This is a genomic window from Ornithinimicrobium sp. INDO-MA30-4 (genome assembly GCF_021535045.1).
In the GTDB taxonomy this organism is placed as follows: Bacteria; Actinomycetota; Actinomycetes; order Actinomycetales; family Dermatophilaceae; genus Ornithinicoccus.
Map to the genome: position 1 here is coordinate 2079603 of NZ_CP091056.1, position 20737 is coordinate 2100339.

Here is a 20737-nt window from a genome sequence, read left to right on the forward strand (position 1 = left end):
GAAATGGTAACGAAATCGGCCCTTTCCCCCGCGGAAGGTAAGTATTCCCTAGTGTGTTTTTAATTACATCGCATAAAACCCGTGAAGATACACCCATTTGTGCTAGTGGATTCCTAGCACCGCGATCGAGGGAAACGATCATGCGAGAAACCTTGTGGATATGCCTTGCCATCCTCTTCTTAGCCGGGGCAACAGCCGCCCTCGTCACCGTTTTCCGACGAACAAGGCGACGATCGCTGCTCGCTGTTCTTGCGGCGAGTTCTCTACTGGTCAGCCCAGTAGCCGCAGTCGCCGTGGTCGCGCCGAGCCAAGACAACGAGGCATCTCCTCTCGCGACAGACCAAACCCCCGTCTTCGACCTGTCTGAGGGAGACCTTGAGTTCATCCTGGCGCAGATCGAAATCTCTGAGGCTCACTCAGAACGCGTTCGTGCTGGAGACACCACGGCTGCCGGCCTTCTATGTGAAGACCGCAACGACACCTCTGGCAAATGTGTTCGAGACCCCAGCCTGCCGCACGGTCTTCGCACCGTGGATGGGTCCTTCAACAACCTCGAGTTCAACACCGACTGGGGCAGCGCCAACGAAATCATGCCGCGACTCCTGGGCACTGATTGGCGAGAGGCCGGCCCCACAACACCAGGGTCGCCGCTTCCCGAGGGCGACCGTTCTGTCTGTGGAGCCCGGAGAACTCTTGCTACGCCCAGACCGATGGCACGGTGTACGACGCTGAGCCACGCACGATCAGCAACCTGATTGTCGACTCGACCACGGCCAACCCGGCAGCAGCCGAAGCCGCTGAGTCACACGATGGCGCCGTGACAGACCCTGACACTGGAGAGGTTTTCCTACCGAATATCCGCCCAGATGAAGGCCTGTCGGCACCAACCAACCTCTTCTTCGTCTTGTTCGGCCAGTTCTTCGACCACGGCCTAGACCAGGTGAGCAAGGGTGGCAACGGCGCCATTATTGTGCCGCTCGCCGAGGATGACCCGCTCTATGCCTCGACCCCGCCCGAACTGCGCTTCATGATGCTGAACAGGGCAACTAACCAACCCAACGGTGACCGTGAGCACGAAAACCGCACGACACCGTTCGTTGATCAGAACCAGACCTACACCTCACATCCCTCGCACCACGTGTTCCTGCGCGAGTACGAAAGCTCACCGGCAGGCCCAGTGGCCACCGGTCGCCTTCTTAGTGGCGAAGACACCAACGGTGACGGACTTGGTGACGGCCTCGCGACCTGGAACGACGTCAAGACCCAGGCCCGGGACGTTCTCGGTATCGACCTCGTCGACGAAGACGTTCTCGCCGTACCGCAGGTTGCCGTCGACCTCTACGGCAACTTCGCACCTGGCCCAGATCGTGGGATGCCACAGTTGATGACCGAGGACGGCCTCGTTGAGGGTAACGACTCCGCTCCCGTCGATACCTCTTCGGCGATCAACTTGGACCAGGCATTCCTTGACGACATTGCTCACGGTGCTGTCCCAGTCCCAGAAGACCCAGCTAACCCTGAGTTGGCTGGGTACGACAACGTGCTGCTTGGCGAGCACTTCATCAGCGGAGATGGACGCGGCAACGAGAACATCGGTCTGACCTCGGTCCACCACGTGTTCCACGCTGAGCACAACCGCCTGGTCACGCAGATCAACGCCACCTTGAACGCAGAAGGCAACGAGGATCTCCTCGCGGCGTACCAGGATCAGTCAGAGTCCGACGACTGGAGCTACAACGAGCGCGTCTTCCAGTCGGCACGCTTCGCCAACGAGATGCAGTACCAGCACCTCGTTTTCGAGGAGTTTGCCCGGACCATCCAGCCGACCATCGACACCGTGGTCTTCAACGAAAACAGCTACGACAGCACGATTGACCCGTCGATCAAGGCAGAGTTTGCTCACGTCGTCTACCGGTTCGGTCACTCCATGCTGACGCAGGATCTGAACCGCGAAGGCTTCGGCACCACCAACACATCATTGCTGGATGGCTTCCTCAACCCGGTCGCCTTCCACTGTGCTGTGCCGCCGGTCACCGAAGTTGTTGATGGCACCCCGGTCAGCGTGTGTCCTGATGGTCAGTCCCTCAACTCTGAGGAGGCCGCTGGAGCACTGATTAACGGCACCACAAACCAGACGGCGAATCAGATCGATGAACTGATGACCAGCACCCTTCGCAATAACTTGCTAGGACTGCCACTTGACCTGGCCACCGTCAACATCATGCGTAGCCGTGATGTGGGTGTGCCCGGACTCCAGGAGGCCAGGAGGACCTTCTTCGCTGAGTCAGGTGACCCCAACCTGGAGCCTTACACCAGCTGGGAAGACTACGGTCTAGCCCTGCGCAACGGAGAGAACTTCGGCCGCGGCGACAGCAAAGCAGCCCTGGTGAACTTCGTGGCTGCCTACGGCACACACCCAACCGTGGTCGACGCAGTCACCCTGGAAGACAAGCGTGCTGCTGCAGAAGTGTTGGTGTACGGAATTGCGGACGAAAGCAGCCGCGTTGAGCGGATGTCCGGCGATAACCGTTACGCCACGGCGGCAGCAGTGAGTCAATCGGCCTTCCCAGGCACGGCACCCGTGGTTTACGTGGCAAGCGGCTTGGGCTTCGCAGATGCTCTGGCCGGCGGACCGGCAGCGGCTGTCGAGGGAGCACCATTGCTCCTTGTTGGGACCAACTCGATCCCATCAGCGACCGCTACTGAGCTGAACCGACTGCAACCAGAAGAGATCGTTGTTCTGGGTGGCTCGGGCGTCATCACCAATCAAGTTGTGGAATCACTGGCGACGTACACCACCACGGAAACCGCAACCAGGATCTCTGGTGACAACCGCTTCCTGACCGCTACTGCAGTCAGCCAGCGGGCCTTCCCCACTGGGGCGAGCACCGCATACATCGCGAATGGGTTTGACTTCCCGGACGCACTCGCAGGTGGTGCTGCTGCGGCCTCCGCGGGAGCTCCCCTGCTGTTGGTCAGTGACACCTCAATCCCGTCAGCAACGGCCGATGAACTCACGCGACTTGGTGTCACCGACATCAAGGTGCTGGGTGGACCCAACTCGGTCAGCGCAACCACCCTGACGGCCTTGGGTGATTTCGGCACCACAGAGCGTCTCGCTGGCGTTAACCGCTACGAAACGGCGGTCTCCATCAGTGAAAACTCATTCCCAGCTAGCACCGGCGGAACTCTATACCTGGCCTCAGGCATGAGCTTCCCGGACGCGCTGACTGCGGCACCAGTGGCTGGAACCTCCGACTCACCCGTGTTGTTGGTCCCTGGCAATTCGGCCACCATTCCGGCTTCGGTGATTGACGAGATTCTTCGTCTGAACCCCAGCCGAGTCGTGGTCCTTGGTGGCGAGACATCAATGATCCCGGACCTCATGGCTGCAGTGGAGGCACTCTTCCCGAGTGCTGAAGCCCCAGCAGATGGTGTCGCGTTCATGACCAGCGCCGCTGGAAGTGAATGGGCCAATGTTGATGGTCTGACCACGACAGGTTTGGAAGAAGTCGACTTCTGGGTCGGTGGCCTCGCTGAGGCAGTCGAGCCGTTTGGCGGCATGTTGGGCGCCACCTTCAACTACGTTTTCGAGAACCAACTCGAAGACCTGCAGTTCGGAGACCGGTTCTACTACCTGTTCCGCAACCAGGGAAACACCTTGTTCCAGTCCCTGGAAGCTAACTCCTTCTCGTCACTGATCCAGCGCAATACGGATGCATCACTGCTGCCGGCTGAGATCTTTGTCGTACAGGATCCGACCATTGACCTGGAAAACCTGCCCGACCCACTCCCTGCTGGCTTGATCTTCACCGGTGGTCAGTGGCGCTGGGACGGTGACGAGCACATCGAGATCCACGGAGTCCGCACCGAGGCCGACAATATTCGCGGTGGCCAAGGTGATGACGCTCTCTGGGGCTACGGAGGCAATGACCGCATCATTGGCGGCTCGGGCAACGACTCCATCGTCGGCGGCACCGGTGACGACATCCTGACTGACACATTTGGTGACGACAACATCAAGGGTCAACAAGGCAATGACGCTATCGACGGTGGCGCAGGGATCGACCTCCTGCTCCCCGGCCCTGGCGATGACTTCATCCGGAAGACGCAGGACAACGCCGACGGGGCGACAGGCTTCTTTGGACCCGGTGACGACGTCTTCCTTGGTGGCACTGGTCGCGATGCTCCATTCGGCAATGAAGGCGACGATTGGCTAGAGACCGGCCCGCACGCTGATTTGTTGATCGCGGATAATGGTCAGCAGTTCCAGAACGACCTCATGGGCGGCGACGATGTCCTCATCGGTGGCCCTGGATCAGATGACTACGACGCTGAAGGTGGCGACGATATTCTCGTCGGTTCGCCGGGCAGCACCGATCGCTTCCACGGAATGTTTGGTTGGGACTCGGTGACCTACTACGGCACGACTAGTGGTGTCGATGCAGATCTGAACTTCAATCTGCTGCAGCCGCCCGACATCACCGCAATCCGGGACCGCTTCACGCAGGTTGAGGCTTTGTCCGGAGGTTCAGGTGACGACGTATTGCGAGGTCTTGGTGTGCCAGCGGACGATCTCTTGGACGGCGACGTTAACTTGTTGACCGAGGACGGCATTGACCTGATCGGTGGCCTTGAAGAGCTTTTGAGGCCTGGTGCCGAGGACTATTCGCAGCGATTTATGGTTTTCGATGCTGATAATGACGGCAATGCCGATCTGTTGCTGGGTGGTCCTGAAATGACCTGATTGAGGGTCGCTTTGGAGACGACTTCATAGACGGCGACGCGATGCTGCGAGTGCAGCTCACGCACGACGGTAACTTCTACAACAGTGCAGCTGATCTATCAGCCGCAGTGTTCGACGGTTCGATCAATCCCGGTGAAATCGATGTCGTTCGCGACATCGTGATCGAGGATGACGGCAGCACGGATACGGCCGTTTTCGCTCAGGCTCTCGCGGACTACTCCATAGCGAACCTCGGCGACGGCTACTACCAGGTGCAAGACAACGTGGGAGACGACGGGTTGGATGTCGTCCGCAATATGGAGGAACTGCAGTTCGCAGATGCCTGCTTGATTGTCGACGCAGCCGAAGATCCCACTGCCTGGGCAGCCTGCGCACCGCTAGGTGTCGTCGAGATCGCCGCGAAAGCCGGGTCAGTAACGGCAACCGTGATCTTCGAGGATGAAAATGGTGAGCAGACCGTCGCTAACCCCGAATCGGTCCGCTTCAACTGGCAGGATGCAGAAGCGCTAGCACCCTCGCCCAGCGTCGATTCCATGCCGGAGCCCTCTGCCGACAACACGGATACCTTCACACCCAGTGACGGTGACGGGGCCTCAACTATTCGTGTAGTTGTCACCTTCGAAGATGACGAAGGTGTCCTACGCAGCATCACCTCGGAGGTGCTGCCGACCGACTAGCGAACTCATAGGACAACGTGAAAGTTGGGGCCCACACCTTCGGGGGTGGGCCCCAACGCGTATGCCTGTTCGTCGCGTCTGACGGTGAGCCTCAGAGCCGCGAGATACTATCTCGACATGTCATCTGACAAATTCCGCGGTTTCCACTCCTTAGATTTGGCGATCGGTGTGATGGAGTGACGGTCGCGGTTCTTCTCATACTGGGGGCATGCTTGCCATCGCCGTGATCATTGCGGCGAATGGCTACTTCGTGGCACAAGAATTTGCCTACATGTCGGTTGACCGGATGCGTCTCGCTGCCGAAGCCGAGGAAGGGGATGACGCCTCAGCCAAAGCTCTCAAGGTCACTCAACGCACCTCGTTCATGCTTTCTGGTGCCCAACTAGGTATCACCGTGACCGGTCTGCTGGTTGGATATGTGGCAGAACCATTGGTGGGCCGGGGCCTATCCATCGTCCTGGGCGGTGTCGGTGTGCCCCAAGCGTTGAGCATCACCGTTGGGACAGTCTCAGCGCTGGCGATTGCCACGGTCGTTCAAATGATCTTCGGCGAGCTCTACCCCAAAAACTTGGCGATAGCGAACGCCGGCCCGCTTGCTCGCACTTTGGCTCGATCAACCCTGATCTATCTCGCCATGTTCGGTTGGCTCATCAAGGTCTTCGACTGGTCAGCCAACTCTCTGCTGCGACTCGTGCGGATTGAACCAATTCACGATCTGGACAGCACCGCCACAGCCGAAGAGCTCGAGCAGATCTTTACCGACTCTCGCGATAGCGGTGACCTGCCTCAAGACCTTGCTCTCCTACTCGAACGAATTTTGGACTTTCCGAACCAAGATGTTGAGCACGCCCAGATTCCACGATCCCGAGTAGACGTGATCGATCCTCAAACCCCTCTCGGTGAGTTGCGCGTGCTGATGGCAAACGGGCATAGCCGGTATCCGGTGGTGAACTCTGAAGGTCAACCTGTTGGGGTGGTTCACCTCGTCGATTTATTGCAGGCATCCGAGGAGGGGACAGCGAGCGACATCATGCATGACACGGTTATCGTGCCAACGCTGATGCAGTTACCCGATGCAGTGGAGAAACTCAGTCAACATGGACATCAAATGGCATGCGTGGTCGATGAATATGGTGGTTTCGCTGGTGTCTTGACCATGGAGGACCTTGCCGAAGAGCTAGTCGGTGAGATCACCGATGAACATGATGATGAGGTGCCGGAGGGAATCATCGAGGTCGGCGAAAACCACTGGCAGATGGCTGGCGATGTGCATGTTGATGAAATGCAACGAGCAATCGGGCACGACTTGCCAGAGGGGGACTTCGAAACAGTCTCAGGCCTGTTGATCGCCGAGCTGGGCTCTCTGCCAGAGGTGGGTCAAGAAGTGGTAGTCAACTTGGCAGAAGAGACCTCCGAAATGGTTCTAGAGCAACGAGTTCGCCGCGAGCTGCAGATCGAAGTGCTTGAAATTCATCGCCATGTGCCCAGCCTTCTCGAGATCATGCTGGTTGAGACGTCCCTTGATGAGGACGCTCCCGACAGGGAAGAGTCGTCCGCTACGCCCGAGGAGGAGCGATGAGTGGTCTGATTGTTTCGCTAATTACTGTGTTGTTGATCGTGCTCACGGCACTTTTCGTGATCGTTGAGTTTTCTCTGCTCGGTGCACGACAAAGCCGTCTGGAATCCGAGGCTGAGCACTCTGCGTCGGCCCGCTCGGCCCTACGCAGCATGCACGAACTCACCGTGATGCTTGCCGGTGCACAACTAGGGATCACCGCGTGCACTTTTGCGCTGGGAGCGGTGACTAAGCCCGCCATGGACTACTGGCTGGGGCCTATTCTTTCCGACGCTGGTTTGCCGGGATGGGTCGCTGGCGGCACGTCTTTTGCCCTTTCCTGTTCTTTGTCACCTTCTTGCACCTAGTGGTTGGTGAGATGGCTCCTAAATCATGGGCGATAGCGCATCCTGAGCGGGCCGCCAAACTGGTCTCACCACCCATGCGTGTCTTTATCTGGCTCGTTCGTCCACTGCTGCTTTGGGTCAACGCCATCGCCAACAAGCTGGTAGCGGCCAGTGGGGTCACGCCGGTGGATAGGGCCGCCGTAGGGGGCCAAGATGCGCAAACCATCCGCGTGCTCGTTGAGCAGTCTGCGGCCAAGGGCGCACTAGAGGCTGACTATCAGCAACAGATCTCGCGAGCCTTAGAATTGCAAGAACTTACCTTGGCTCAATTGGCCCCAAAACCCCGATATCGCAGCGGTGGGCAGCAGTGCATCGCTCGCCGACGTCAGGGCTGCTGGGGTACGAACAGGACATAAGCGGATCCTCATGCTTGATGACGACGTGGCGCCGCCGAGGGTGATCCATGTCCGCGACACTTTGCTGCACACCGGTGATGAGCAAGCCGAAGCCCTGGCGCGGCCAGCCCTAGTCCTGCCCTCCAACACTCCGGTTTACGAAGCTCTAGCCAAAATGCGTGAATCTGGTGAACAACTTGTTGTCCTGCGCGACGATGGCCGACTGGTCGGTTTAGTGAGTGTCACCGACATCATGCACCGCATTTTGCCGCATGCCAGCGGGTCTGGGTTAGTCGCCAATTAGGCGCATCTAGAACGACAACGCGCGCGCAAGCAAAGCCCCGGCCAATGGCCGGGGCTTTTCTTCCTGTGGAGCCTAGGAGATTCGAACTCCTGACATCTGCCTTGCAAAGGCAGCGCTCTACCAACTGAGCTAAGGCCCCTGACGTCTCAGGGAGACTATTTAGTTGCTACCCACCGAGTCAGTCGCTTCGGCCCACAAATCGCGCTCGGCTTGAGCGTCCTTGTTCTTCTTAGCGACGAACAGCGCACCTGCGGCGGCAGCTGCAACAACCAAAAGGCGCTTCATGCTTCCTCCTCAGATACTGCTCACTGCGATTGCAGTGAGTTGGTGGGTGGGCCTAACTGGACTTGAACCAGTGACCTCTGACTTATCAGGTCAGCGCTCTAACCGACTGAGCTATAGGCCCTTACCCGCTAGCCACGAACGCGCAAACGTTCTTGACCGGCGACGCATGACATTACCTCACCCCGCGCGGCTGGACCAAACTGAGTGGCCACACCGCGACAGGGGCAGTTAAGTCAGCAGATCTACTCGTCCGACAAGGTCAAAGCCATTCCGCCAACGAGCGCAGAACACACGTTGTAGAGGAAGGCCGTGAGGGTCGACAGTGCAGTGAGAAGGAACACGTTGATGACGCCGAAGACGACAGCCAACAACAAGACGCGGCCCAGCCCGATGTAGTCCATCAAGTCGAACGACGAGGCAGCATCTTCACCGCTGGTGACCTGCACGATGAAGTCATTGACCGTCCCAAAGACACCCATGCCCTGCAGCACCAACCAGACGGCACCAACCATGACGACACTGGCAATTCCAAGGGCAACAGACACCAAGAACGAAATCTTCATGGCTGACCAGGGGTCGATCCGCTGCATCGTGAGTTTGACCCGACGAGGGCCAACCACGCGACCAACACGACCGTTAGCGGCGGCACCAACGCTGGCCGCACCCGAGGGATAGCGAGCATCCGCATACGCAGCCTCACGCGGCTGTCGGGGCTGTGGACCCGTGCCATCGCTCGTTGGTGCGCTAGCGCGCCGCTCAGCACCCACGGTGGCCCCAGCAGGCGCAGTGCCTGTCCGAGACCGGGTCGCAGCAGCAGCGGCCGCAGCAGAGCCGACAAACGGTCGATTGCCTGAAGTCCGCCGACCAGGACGCGGTGCGGTGCGAGCCATAGACCCGTCCTTCACTGGCGTGACATTTTCGGTCGGATCGGCGCTCGACACAGCCTTGTCAGCATCCCCAGACTTTGCGGTCTTTTCCTTGTCGGCCTTGGAACCCTGTTCCTTAGCCTCATGCTCGGTCGTGCTCACAGCTCGCCTCCTGTGCCGGGCTCTTCCGGTGCCTGAGCTTCAGGCTCGGCGCCCGAGTCGGGCTCCACTTGACCCGACGTTACGCCATCAGTCGATGTCGCCGCAGTCTCAGCACCAGATTCCGCGGATGCGATCTCGCTCTCGATCGTCTCAACCTCATCGGACAGCGCGGTCTCGGCATTGCGCGCAACAGCAACAATTGAGTCGTTCTTGCCCGGCGTCGCAAACTTCACGCCGGCAGTGTCACGTCCCGTGGCTCGGACCTGGTCAATTGCCGAGCGCACCACGTTTCCTCGCTCCATCACCACCAAGACCTCGTCACCATCGCTGACCGTCAGGGCGCCAACCAAATCGCCGCCCCGCTCAGTTGCCTTGGCAACCTTGATGCCCAAACCGCCACGACCCTGCACTCGGTATGCCGAGAGCGGGGTTCGCTTGGCCATCCCCGTCTCAAAGACCACGAAGACGTATGGATCGGTGCCTTCGGGCACGATCTGCATCGCCAACAGGTAGTCGTCTTCGCGGAACTTCATGCCGGTGACACCCGAGGTCGCACGACCCGTAGGCCGCAGTGCTTCATCGGTTGTCTTAAACCGCACCGACTGCCCCTTGACCGACACCAGCACCGCGTCGTCGGTGGCCTCGGCCAGGCCGGCGCTCACGAGTTCGTCGCCGTCGCGCAGATTGACTGCGATCAGACCACCGGAGCGAGGGGAGTCATAGTCAGTGAGCTTGGTCTTTTTGACCAGACCATTGCGAGTCGCCAGCAGCAGATAACTGTGCTCTTCATAATTAGGCAGCGCCATGACCTGCGCAATCTCTTCACCCGGCTGGAAGGCCATCAGGTTCGCGACGTGCTGCCCCTTGCCGGTCGGCCCGCCCTCGGGAATCTCATACGCCTTGGCGCGATAAACCCGGCCCTTATTGGTGAAGAAGAGCAGCCAATGGTGTGTGCTGGTGGTGAAGAAGTGTCCGACCACGTCATCAGCGCGCAGGGCAGCACCGCGACGGCCCTTGCCACCACGGTTTTGCGGGCGGTACTCGGTCACCTTGGTGCGCTTGGCGTAGCCGCCTCGAGTGATCGTCACGACAACGTCTTCTTGGGTGATCAGGTCTTCCATCGAGACATCGCCATCGAACGGGAAGATCTCGGTGCGGCGGTCATCTCCGTATTTGTCGACGATCTCGCCGAGTTCAGTGCTGATGATGTCGCGCTGGCGCTCCGGGCGATCCAAGATGTCCTGGAAGTCGATGATCATCGCTTCGAGCTTGTCGTGCTCGTCGATGATCTTCTGCCGCTCCAGTGCAGCCAATCGGCGCAACTGCATGTCCAGGATCGCGCGTGCCTGGATCTCATCGATCCCCAGCATCTCGATCAAGCCCTCGCGGGCTACATCCACCGTGGCGCTACGGCGAATCAACGCGATGACGTCGTCGAGGGCATCCAGCGCCTTCAGCAGCGCCCGCAGGATGTGGATCTGCTCTTCGGCGCGACGCAAGCGGTAGCGAGTGCGGCGGACGATGACTTCGATCTGGTGGTCCACCCAGTGTCGGATGAAGGCCGAGATCGGCAGCGTGCGCGGCACCCCATCGACCAGCGCCAACATGTTGGCACCGAAGGTCTGCTGCAGTTGGGTGTGCTTGAAGAGGTTGTTCAGCACCACCTTGGCGACTGCATCGCGCTTCAGCACAATCACCAACCGCTGACCGGTGCGGCCCGAGGTCTCATCACGCAAGTCCGCGATGCCACCCAGGCGACCGTCATTGACCAGGTCAGCGATCTTCTTCGCCAGGGAGTCCGGGTTGACCTGATACGGCAACTCGGTGACCACCAGGCACTGCCGGTTTGGATCTCTTCGACCTCCACGACCGCGCGCATCGTGATCGAGCCACGACCCGTGCGGTATGCGTCGTCGATGCCGGTCTTGCCCATCACCTGAGCGCCGGTCGGGAAGTCAGGTCCGTGAATCCGGTCCATCGTTGCTTCGAGCAACTGGTCGCGGTCGGCCTCGGGGTTAGCCAGCAGCCACTGCACGGCGTCGGCAACTTCGCGCAGGTTGTGTGGCGGGATCTGCGTGGCCATACCCACGGCAATACCAGCGGAGCCGTTGACCAGCAGGTTCGGGAAGCGAGCCGGCAGCACCTGAGGCTCTTGGGTCTTACCGTCGTAGTTGTCGCCGAAATCAACGGTGTCTTCATGGATGTCGCGGACCATTTCCATGGCCAGCGGCGCCATCCGGCACTCGGTGTATCGCGGCGCAGCGGCCGGTCATCACCTGGGGTGCCGAAGTTACCCTGCCCCTGCACCAACGGGTAGCGCAGCGTCCAATCTTGGACCAGTCGCACCAACGCGTCATAGATCGCAGAATCACCGTGTGGGTGATAGTGACCCATCACGTCGCCGACAACACGAGCGCACTTGTTGAAGCCACGATCGGGGCGGTAGCCACCATCGAACATTGCGTAGATCACGCGGCGGTGCACCGGCTTGAGGCCATCGCGCACGTCCGGCAAAGCACGCGACACGATGACACTCATGGCGTATTCGATATAACTGCGCTGCATCTCCGCATTGAGGTCAATCGGCTCAATACGGTCAGTGATCGGAGTCGTGTCAGTCACGCTTTTCCTTCGCTTGGTTCAGTAATACGCAGTTCAGATGTCCAAAAAACGAACGTCGCGGGCATTGCGCTGGATGAAGTTGCGTCGAGACTCAACGTCTTCACCCATCAGCACCGAGAAGATTTCGTCGGCCGCGGCGGCGTCATCGAGGGTTACCTGCAAAGAACCCGCGAGTCAGGGTCCATCGTGGTCTCCCACAATTCCTTGTAGTCCATCTCGCCAAGACCCTTGTAGCGCTGCAGGCCGCTGTCCTTGGGCAACCGCTGCCCATTGGCCAGACCCTCACGAGTCACCACTTCGCGCTCACGGTCAGAGAACACATAGTCGTGCTCGTGGTTCGTCCACTTGATCCGGTAGAGCGGCGGCTGAGCGAGGTAGACATACCCAGCCTCAATCAGCGGCCGCATAAAGCGGAACAGCAGCGTCAAGAGCAAGGTGCGGATGTGCATACCGTCGACGTCAGCATCGGCCATCAAAACGATCTTGTGATAGCGCGCCTTGGTGATGTCGAAGTCTTCGCCAATGCCAGTGCCAAAGCCAGAAATCAGGGCCTTGACCTCCTGGTTCGACAAAATCTTGTCCAGGCGAGCCTTCTCAACGTTCAGGATCTTGCCTCGAATCGGCAGGATGGCCTGGTTGAACGGGTTGCGACCACGCACGGCCGAACCACCAGCGGAGTCACCCTCAACGATGTAGACCTCAGAGATGGTTGGGTCGTTGCTCTGGCAGTCACGCAACTTGCCGGGCAGACCACCAGACTCCAACAGGCCCTTACGACGGGTTGCTTCACGAGCCTTGCGGGCTGCCATCCGGGCCGCAGCAGCCTGGCTCGCCTTGTTGACGATTTCGCGGCCTTCACGAGGGTGTGCGCCGAGCCAATGGCTGAACTCTTCAGTCATCACGCGCTGCACAAAGCCGCGGACCTCGGAGTTACCCAACTTGGTCTTGGTCTGGCCCTCAAACTGCGGCTCACCAAGCTTGACCGAGATAACCGCGGTCAAGCCTTCGCGGATGTCTTCACCCGTGAGTTTGGTGTCCTTTTCGCGGATCAACTTGTTGGTGACAGCAAAGTCATTCACCAAACGGGTCAGCGAGGCACGGAAGCCTTCTTCGTGCGTGCCGCCCTCGTGGGTGTTGATCGTGTTGGCGTAGGTGTGCACCGATTCGCTGTAGGAGCCGGTCCACTGCATCGCGACCTCAAGCGACATCAGGCGGTCTTTGTCTTCGCTCTCAAACGCGATGACCTCGTCGTGCACAGGGTCGGTGCGCTTGGTCTTGTTGAGGTGAGTGACGTAGTCGAGCAAGCCGTTGTCGTACTTATACGTCACGGTCTTGCCGGTCGCCTTGCCCGCATTGGGGTGCGGGTTGTCGTCCATCTCATCGGAACCCTCGAGCGGCTCCTCATCCAGGGCGTCTTCGTCCTCGACCTCATCGCTCATCACGCGCTCGTCGATCAGCGTCAACGTCAGGCCCTTATTCAGGAAGGCCATCTGCTGGAAGCGCGCACGCAGCGTCTCGAAGTCGAAGTCAACGGTGTCGAAGATGTCTGACGAGGGCCAGAAGACAACCATCGTGCCGGTCTCATCCATCGGGATGGACTCATCTTCAGACAGCGGCGCCTGAGGCACACCCAGTCGGTATGTCTGGCGGTAAACGTGGCCGCGCTGGCGCACCTCGACATCGAGTCGCTCAGACAGCGCGTTGACCACCGAGGAACCGACACCGTGCAGACCACCGGAGACCGCATACCCGCCGCCACCGAACTTGCCGCCGGCGTGCAGTTGGGTCAAAACCAACTCAACAGCAGACTTCTGCTCCTTGGGGTGGATGTCGGTGGGGATGCCTCGGCCATTGTCAATCACCTGGACGCCCTTATCGGCTCGCAGGCGGATCTCGATCTTGTCCGCGTGACCGGCCAAGGCCTCATCAACCGCGTTGTCGACGATCTCCCCACAAGGTGGTGCAAACCGCGTTCACCGGTCGAGCCGATGTACATACCGGGGCGCTTACGAACAGCTTCTAAGCCTTCCAGCACCGTAATGGCTGCTGCGTCGTATGCCGGTGCGCTAGCGAGCGAGCCGGCTTGACCGGACTCTACTTCCGCTTGCGGCAACTCTGGCATAGCGGGCGTGCTGTTGTCGTCAGATTCAACCGAAGCCACGTGGCTCCTTCGACAGTGGGGACAGAACCATCCAATAGTTTACCTGTCAATCGAGGTAAAACATGCCATTCACAGCCTCAGAATGGCCTATTTGACGGCAATTTGCCCCATTTTGACGATCAACCATGCGAAAGGGGTTTTAAGTGCCCTCCAGGTGGCTTCTAGGGCTTAGCCGTAGGTGTCCCTGGGACCCGGACCGCTGGAGCGCAAACGCCCCTTCTTCCAACTGGGCCCGCCCGGCCCCTTGACGATGATTTCGGTGACGATCCCAGGCCCGACTTCGGCGTCAATCCGCGTCAGAATCGATGACTGCAGCAACTTCATCTGGGTGGCCCAGGCGGTGGAGTCCGCCAGGACTGTCAGCACGGTCCCCTCAAACGAGATCGGCTCAATGTGGGCACTGACTTGCGCGCCGACGATGTTGGGCCACCGGCCGATCACCGATCCGACCTGCACATCCACCTTCCAGCCTCGGTGGGAAAAGAGGCGTTGCATCTCATTGCCCATAGTCTGCGGTTCCCGGGCATTGGGGTCATGTTTGGCGCCACGCTGCTCACCGAGCCCCGAAGCTTCCTTTTGAGTGCCCGCCCAGCTGCGCCGGGTCGATAGCCTCGCTCACGAGCTTGCTTTCTGGCTCTGGCTAACGCTTCCCTGGCCGCGTCGAGATCATCACCGTCTGGCTCCGGCGTCTCAGTGCGACCCTGATCATCCCGACTCATGCGGACTCATCAGCCTTTTCAACGCTATCGCGCTGAGTCACGGATCCAGTTGTCACGTCAAAGATGACCCCGGCGCGCAATTCGGGCGGCACGTCGGCGGGCACTGCAGCGGTGACCAGCACCTGCTCGCAGTCAGCCACCATCTCGGCGAGGCGTTCGCGCCGGCCAGAGTCCAACTCCGCAAAGACATCGTCCAGGATCAACACCGGATCGGTGCCGAGGTCGTGCCGCAGCAGTCGAAAAGCAGCCAGCCGTAATGCCAAGGCAAAGGACCACGATTCACCGTGGCTCGCATACCCCTTGACGGGCAGTTCCCCTAGCGCCAACACGAGGTCATCGCGGTGTGGCCCGACGAGGGTGACTCCCCGTTCCTTCTCTTGCAGACTGACCTGCTCGATCGAGGCCAAGATCCCAGCCCTGAGTTCTTCGATCTCGGGGACTTCACCATTGGCCAGGGCCGCTGCTAGTTCCTCATGCAGGGACGATTTGTAGTGAGCTAACGCTGGCGTATCGGCATCACTAATGGAGCGGTATGCCTCACTCAAGTAGGGGAGCAAGTCACGGATCAGCCGAAGCCGGGCATAGGTCAGCGAGGCACCGATGGCCGCCAGTTGATCGTCATAGACACTCAAAGTCGACAGTGCCGAGTCTCTGGCCTGCTCTAACGTCATCCCTGCGGGCAGATCTGGGGTGCGCTTCTTGCTCGATCGACGCTCTCGCCACAAGTGTGCGGCCGAGCGCAACAACGCGGTGCGCTGCTTGACCGTCTTGTCGTAGTCGGATCGCACTCCCGACCATCGCGGCTGACGCGCAACGAGCAGGTCATCCAGAAGCGGCGCCGCTCACCGGGATCACCTTTGATCAGGGCTAAGTCCTCAGGGGCAAAGGACGGTACGCAGGGTCCCCAGCACATCGCGTTGCCGACCAGCGGGGGAACGGTTGAGCCGCGCTCGGTTGGCTTTGCCTGGGATGATCTCGAGCTCGACCAGCGATTCTCGACCGTCTCGAATGACGGTGGAGCGCACGATCGCCGAGTCTTCCCCAAACCGCACCATCGGCTGGTCGGAAGCGACCCGGTGACTACCTAGGGTCGCGACGTAGCCAATCGCCTCGATGATGTTGGTCTTGCCTTGCCCATTTCGGCCCAGCAGCGTCGTCACTCCTGGGCTCAGGGTCAACGAAGCGCCCGGATAACTCCGGAAGTTCGTCAGGGTGAGGTCGCGGACATGCACCTGCCTAGCGTGCCAGATCCCGCCCAACCCACTAGCCCATGGGCTGCATCAGAGCCTGGGCGGCCCAGCAGGACCCTGTCAACGGTTGTGACGTCGCAGCTCAGTTCACCGACGGTCCAGGCTGCGGCGGGTAGGCATACCCACGCAATGGCCCGTCCCGTGGGGACAAAACACTGCGGCCAGCCAAACCCCGTGAGGTTTGGCCGGCCGCAGTCTAACGCGCTACCAGATCACTCTTCGTCGCCAATCATGCGGACGTGGTGCCCACCGAACTCGCCGCGCAAGGCGGCAACAGCCTGCATTGCGGGGGAGTTGGTCTGACGTGATGCAAAGCGAGCAAACAGCGCTGCCGAGATGACCGGCATCGGCACGGCGTTCTCGATGGCCTCTTCGACGGTCCAACGGCCTTCACCGGAGTCGGTGGTGTATTCGCTGACACCCTCGAGGCTCGGGTTCTCACCCAGTGCGTTGACCAGCAGGTCTAGCAGCCAGGAACGCACGACGGTGCCGCGGCTCCACGCCTGGAAGCAGCCGCGAACGTCCTTGACGATGTCCTTGGCTTCGAGCAGTTCGAAACCTTCGGCGTAGGCGTGCATCAAGCCATACTCGATGCCGTTGTGGACCATCTTGGCGTAGTGACCAGCACCGATGTCGCCCGCGTGGACGAAGCCCTCCTCGCGGGGGCCTTCGGGGCGAAGTGCGTCAAAGATCGGCATGACCTTTTCGACGTGCTCATTGCGGCCGCCGCACATCAGGCCGTAGCCGTTCTCCCGGCCCCAGATGCCACCGGAAACACCACAGTCGACGTAGCCGATGCCCTTGGACTCCAACACAGCGTCGTTGATGGCGTCATCGGTGTACTTGGAGTTGCCGCCGTCGATAACGATGTCGCCCTCGTCAAGCAATTCCGACAGGGTCACGACCGTGGAACGGGTCGGCTCGCCGTGCGGCACCATGACCCACACGGTGCGAGGCGCCTGCAGGCCCTGGACCATGGCTTCCATGCTGTCAACGTCGCGCACGTTCTCATCGAGGTCATAACCGATGACTTCGTGGCCAGCGCCGCGCAGACGCTCGCGCATGTTGCCGCCCATCTTGCCGAGTCCAATAAGTCCAAGTTGCATGAGGCAGTTCCTTCGTTGTGTGAGACGTTCGGGTTCTGTCAGTGGTTCTTAGGTCAGCCCGCGAAGCGAACTGGCATCAAGACGTAGCGATACGACTCATCTGAGTCACCGTCAATTTCTTTCTGCCCCGACAATACTGCTGGCCTGGAGGGCTGTGTAAAGGCCAGGCGGGTGTAACTAGTCCCTAGTGCGCCAAGACCTTCCAGCAAAAAGGAGGGGTTGAAGGCGATTTCCAGCTCAGGGCCACTCAAGGTTGCTTCCAGTGCTTCGCTGCCTTGCGCGTCGTCACCGGTGCCAGCCTCAATCGATACCTGACCGTCGGTAAAGCTGAGTCGAATCGGGGTGTTGCGTTCTGCCACCAGAGACACACGCTTCACCGCTTCGATCAGGGTCGCGGTCGGCACCACGGCAATCGAGTCCGAGCTGCTGGGGAAGATTGACGTGACCTTGGGGTATTCGCCATCCAGCAATCGGGTCGTTGAGCGGCGTGAGCCCGCCTCGAAGCCGATCAGACCATCAGATCGGCTGGAGTCGCCCAGCGAGATGCCGATAGAGCCAGAACTGCCCAACGCCTTTGCTGTCTCCGAAAGCGTGCGGGCCGGGATCAAAGCCACGTGTGAAATATCTGTGGCGTCTGGGGTCCAGGTCAGCTCACGCATAGCCAGTCGATAGCGGTCAGTCGCTAGCAGCACGATTTTTTCGCCATCGATCTCGACGCGAACGCCAGTCAGGATGGGCAGAGTGTCGCCGCGGTCTGCGGCAATGGCGACCTGCTGGACCGCCTGAGTGAACGTGTCTCCGGCAATCGAACCGCTGGCATCGGCGGCTGTGGGCAGGGTGGGGTAATCCGCCACCGGCATCTGAATCAGCGAGAAGCGGCTCGAGCCGCAGTGCAGTTGAACCTTGGACCCTTCGGTGCTGACGTCGACCGGCTTGGCGGGCAGGCTGCGCGAAATGTCCGCGAGGAGCTTGCCTAGGACCAGCACTTCGCCGCTTTCAGAGACGTCAGCCTCGACTGTGACAGTCGCTGAGATCTCGTAGTCGAACGCAGAGAGGGTGAGCGTCCCCTCGGGGTCTGCCTTCATCAGCACGCCTGCCAGGACCGGCACTGGGGGGCGGTTGGAGAGGCCGCGGACAACCCAAGTCACGGCCTCGGCAAGTACTTCGCGCTCAACACGGAACTTCACGTGAGGTCAGCCTTTTCGTCGTTTGGGTGCCTGCCAGTGGGCAAGCACTTCGGAGAATGACATTAGTCGCCCCAACGGGGTGGGCCAACCCTAGCGACCCTGCTCATTTTTTGGCATTTGTCCCCAGGGACGTGGGACGGGATCTCATCTAGGTAAGAGTTAGTCATCGTCATAGGGGGTGTGCATGGTGTGGATATCTCGGTATCTGCCCAGGTGGACTCGCGTGGTGCGGTGTGGGTATCCAGTGGATGAGCGCCGTGGATAGCAGAGAGGTGCTGTGGATCCGCAAAGACCGTCCACATGACCACGGTCGGCTAGCACTGACCGCTCCCCATGTCTGTGTGGGTTATCCGCAACTTGTCCACAGGGCCTGTGGACGTAGCATCGAGCCGTCGATTATCGGCGCAGAGACCAAAAAGGCCATTGGCAGCTCGATATCATCGCAGGTCAGGACTGCACAAGACATATGAAAGTGAATTCACGTCATTACCCACAGCTTTATCCACAAGCTGGGGATAAAGGATGGGAAAACCGTTGCAGGACTAATGGGCCGCAGATTTGCGGATGATTCCTGTCAGCTCAGTGATTTGGTCAAAGAGAGCGCGGCGCTCGCCGATGAGAGTGCGGATCTTGCGCTCAGCGTGCATCACTGTGGTGTGATCGCGACCGCCGAAGGCCTGCCCGATCTTGGGTAAAGACAGGTCCGTGAGCTCTCTGCAGAGGTACATCGCGATCTGGCGCGCATTGACCAGGGTTCGTGACCGTGACGTGCCCTGCAGATCATCAATGCTGATCCGGAAGTAGGCAGCGACCTCATCCATGATCGTTGCCGCAGTGATGCGGCCGGCCTCGGCGTTCGGGATGATGTCTTTCAGGACATGCGCAGCCAGTTCACGATCCGCGGGCTTGCCACTCAGGGAAGCGAAGGCCGTGACTCGAATCAGCGCACCTTCAAGTTCACGAATGTTCGTGGTGATCTTGGTGCCGATGAGCTCGAGGACGTCCGGCGGGGTCGTCATCCGCTCTTGTGCAGCCTTCTTTTGCAAGATGGCAATGCGAGTCTCAAGTCAGGGGCTGAACGTCAGTTAACAAGCCCCACTCAAATCGGCTACGCAACCGCTCGGCGAACCCCGACAGCTTTTTCGGCGGCTGGTCGGACGTGATCACGACCTGTTTTTCGCTGTTGTGCAGGGTGTTGAAGGTGTGGAAGAACTCCTCCACTGTCTGTTCTTTGCCCTGCAAGAACTGGATGTCATCAATCAACAAGAAGTCGACGTTGCGATAACGGCGCTGAAAGGCGCCAGCCTTGTCGTCACGAATGCTGTTGATGAAGTCGTTGGTGAATTCTTCGGAGTTCACGTAGCGCACTCGAGTCTCAGGGTAGAGATTGCGTGCGTAGTGCCCGATGGCGTGCAGCAGGTGGGTCTTGCCCAGTCCTGATTCGCCGTAGATAAACAGCGGGTTGTATGCGCGGGCCGGGGCTTCTGCCACCGCGAGTGATGCTGCGTGGGCAAATCTGTTTGACGAGCCAGACACGAACGTGTCGAAGGTGTACCTGGGGTTTAGCCGAGAGTCGCCATCAGTCGTTGTGGCAACAACCGCACCTGAGGTGGTTCGGTGTTCACGCGGACGATCCGGTTTGTCGTCATAGTCACCGACCGACACTGGCATCTCCGCTGCTGAAGCGTCCTCGTTGACCTGGGATGAGGTCGGCGTGGGCTGCTCGCCCTCGGCTGCAGAAGAGGGATAGTCGCCTTCGACTTCTTGGCGCAGATCTTCTTGAACGGTGATGGCGAGCCGAACATCTCGGTCGAGGTGTTGGGAGAGTGCGCGAGAAACCGGCAACTCAAGCGTCGACTCAAGGGAGTCTTTCGTGTGCTGATAGGGCACAGCAAGCAAGGCCGTGTTTTCGATCAGACCGACCAGTCGGGTCAGACGCAGGAAGCCGCGTTCACGGGGGCGGATTCCGGAGGAGTCAAGATGTTCAACGACCTTGGCCCAGATCACGTCATAATCGATCGAATCATCGGGCATTGACTGTTTCTCCTCCGCAATTGACCGCACCCACTGTCCGCGAGAGGCGTCCCCCGGTCCTGATGGTCAGTGAACCGGAATGCTTAGTCCACAAGTTCATCCACAACCTGTGTATAACACGTGGAAGGACATGACCGGGGCTTGACGCTAACAAGCCAAACTACTCGCGGCAAGTGCAATCAGGCCGAACAGGCTCTCTATCTTGCACTGAATCGGCGTGTCACGCTAGCCCTGAACCCAGCCGTGCCTCAGAGTAGTGAGGTTGATCTCACTGATGATCGGTGGCTTGGGTGAGTTTGACCCTGCCTTAGCCACTCCCG

General features: G+C 59.8%; 14 protein-coding genes, 2 tRNA genes and 3 pseudogenes. 7 read left to right on the forward strand and 12 right to left on the reverse strand.

The window, feature by feature from the left end; all coding sequences use genetic code 11:
- The first annotated feature begins 140 nt into the window (after positions 1-140).
- The 7 genes from L0A91_RS12555 (at position 141) to L0A91_RS12580 (ending at position 8025) form a co-directional block, all read left to right on the forward strand.
- Positions 141-755, forward strand: coding sequence for a peroxidase family protein (locus L0A91_RS12555; RefSeq protein WP_235244742.1), 615 nt, complete (start codon positions 141-143; stop codon positions 753-755).
- On the forward strand, positions 719-4747 hold the full coding sequence (locus L0A91_RS12560; protein ID WP_235244744.1) for a cell wall-binding repeat-containing protein: 4029 nt from the start codon (positions 719-721) through the stop codon (positions 4745-4747). The genes L0A91_RS12555 and L0A91_RS12560 overlap by 37 nt, the downstream gene beginning before the upstream one ends.
- A 41-nt stretch (positions 4748-4788) precedes the next feature.
- On the forward strand, positions 4789-5424 hold the full coding sequence (locus L0A91_RS12565) for a hypothetical protein (protein ID WP_235244746.1): 636 nt from the start codon (positions 4789-4791) through the stop codon (positions 5422-5424).
- Positions 5425-5632: 208 nt separating this feature from the next.
- Complete coding sequence (locus L0A91_RS12570) at positions 5633-7003, forward strand: hemolysin family protein (RefSeq protein WP_311197820.1); 1371 nt, start codon at positions 5633-5635, stop codon at positions 7001-7003.
- On the forward strand, positions 7000-7347 hold the full coding sequence (locus tag L0A91_RS19995; RefSeq protein WP_397333727.1) for a CNNM domain-containing protein: 348 nt from the start codon (positions 7000-7002) through the stop codon (positions 7345-7347). The genes L0A91_RS12570 and L0A91_RS19995 overlap by 4 nt, the downstream gene beginning before the upstream one ends.
- Entirely contained in the window at positions 7287-7742 is a 456-nt protein-coding gene (locus L0A91_RS20000) for a CNNM domain-containing protein (protein ID WP_397333728.1), read from the forward strand. Before L0A91_RS19995 ends, L0A91_RS20000 begins: the two co-directional genes overlap by 61 nt.
- A gap of 10 nt (positions 7743-7752) precedes the next feature.
- A complete protein-coding gene (locus L0A91_RS12580; protein WP_235244747.1) occupies positions 7753-8025 on the forward strand; it encodes a CBS domain-containing protein in 273 nt (90 codons plus the stop codon).
- 66 nt (positions 8026-8091) lie between these two features.
- On the opposite strand, the gene L0A91_RS12585 is transcribed toward L0A91_RS12580, so the two are convergent.
- The 12 genes and pseudogenes from L0A91_RS12585 to dnaA all read right to left on the reverse strand — a co-directional run bounded on the left by L0A91_RS12585 (position 8092) and on the right by dnaA (position 20417).
- Positions 8092-8164: transfer RNA gene (locus tag L0A91_RS12585), tRNA-Ala, on the reverse strand.
- 20 nt (positions 8165-8184) lie between these two features.
- On the reverse strand, positions 8185-8310 hold the full coding sequence (locus L0A91_RS12590; RefSeq protein ID WP_235244748.1) for a DLW-39 family protein: 126 nt from the start codon (positions 8308-8310) through the stop codon (positions 8185-8187).
- Between the two features lie 47 nt (positions 8311-8357).
- Positions 8358-8431, reverse strand: a tRNA-Ile gene (locus L0A91_RS12595).
- 121 nt (positions 8432-8552) lie between these two features.
- Complete coding sequence (locus L0A91_RS12600; RefSeq protein WP_235244749.1) at positions 8553-9338, reverse strand: DUF3566 domain-containing protein; 786 nt, start codon at positions 9336-9338, stop codon at positions 8553-8555.
- A pseudogene (gene gyrA / locus L0A91_RS12605) lies at positions 9335-11903 on the reverse strand (DNA gyrase subunit A). Before gyrA ends, L0A91_RS12600 begins: the two are co-directional and overlap by 4 nt.
- Positions 11904-11993: 90 nt before the next feature.
- A pseudogene (gene gyrB / locus L0A91_RS12610) lies at positions 11994-14082 on the reverse strand (DNA topoisomerase (ATP-hydrolyzing) subunit B).
- 207 nt (positions 14083-14289) lie between these two features.
- Positions 14290-14628: a DUF721 domain-containing protein gene (locus L0A91_RS12615; RefSeq protein ID WP_235244750.1), complete on the reverse strand. Its 339-nt coding sequence runs from the start codon at positions 14626-14628 to the stop codon at positions 14290-14292.
- A gap of 208 nt (positions 14629-14836) precedes the next feature.
- A complete protein-coding gene (locus L0A91_RS19135) occupies positions 14837-15628 on the reverse strand; it encodes a hypothetical protein (RefSeq protein WP_311197821.1) in 792 nt (263 codons plus the stop codon).
- Positions 15629-15715: 87 nt separating this feature from the next.
- Positions 15716-16072, reverse strand: a complete 357-nt coding sequence (locus L0A91_RS19140; RefSeq protein ID WP_311197822.1) for an AAA family ATPase — start codon at positions 16070-16072, stop codon at positions 15716-15718.
- A 230-nt stretch (positions 16073-16302) separates the two neighbouring features.
- Positions 16303-17196, reverse strand: coding sequence for a phosphogluconate dehydrogenase (NAD(+)-dependent, decarboxylating) (gene gnd / locus L0A91_RS12625; RefSeq protein WP_235244751.1), 894 nt, complete (start codon positions 17194-17196; stop codon positions 16303-16305).
- Between the two features lie 53 nt (positions 17197-17249).
- Positions 17250-18383, reverse strand: a complete 1134-nt coding sequence (dnaN, locus tag L0A91_RS12630; protein WP_235244752.1) for a DNA polymerase III subunit beta — start codon at positions 18381-18383, stop codon at positions 17250-17252.
- Positions 18384-18925: 542 nt separating this feature from the next.
- A pseudogene (gene dnaA / locus L0A91_RS12635) lies at positions 18926-20417 on the reverse strand (chromosomal replication initiator protein DnaA).
- Positions 20418-20737 lie beyond the last annotated feature (320 nt).

Bases quoted from the DNA above. Each gene is read 5' to 3' on its own strand.
- L0A91_RS12555 (WP_235244742.1), top strand. From the start codon at position 141: ATGCGAGAAACCTTGTGGATATGCCTTGCCATCCTCTTCTTAGCCGGG.
- L0A91_RS12565 (WP_235244746.1), top strand. From the start codon at position 4,789: ATGCTGCGAGTGCAGCTCACGCACGACGGTAACTTCTACAACAGTGCA.
- L0A91_RS12570 (WP_311197820.1), top strand. From the start codon at position 5,633: ATGCTTGCCATCGCCGTGATCATTGCGGCGAATGGCTACTTCGTGGCA.
- L0A91_RS19995 (WP_397333727.1), top strand. From the start codon at position 7,000: ATGAGTGGTCTGATTGTTTCGCTAATTACTGTGTTGTTGATCGTGCTC.
- L0A91_RS20000 (WP_397333728.1), top strand. From the start codon at position 7,287: ATGGGTCGCTGGCGGCACGTCTTTTGCCCTTTCCTGTTCTTTGTCACC.
- L0A91_RS12580 (WP_235244747.1), top strand. From the start codon at position 7,753: ATGCTTGATGACGACGTGGCGCCGCCGAGGGTGATCCATGTCCGCGAC.
- L0A91_RS12590 (WP_235244748.1), bottom strand. From the start codon at position 8,310: ATGAAGCGCCTTTTGGTTGTTGCAGCTGCCGCCGCAGGTGCGCTGTTC.
- L0A91_RS12615 (WP_235244750.1), bottom strand. From the start codon at position 14,628: ATGGGCAATGAGATGCAACGCCTCTTTTCCCACCGAGGCTGGAAGGTG.
- gnd (WP_235244751.1), bottom strand. From the start codon at position 17,196: ATGCAACTTGGACTTATTGGACTCGGCAAGATGGGCGGCAACATGCGC.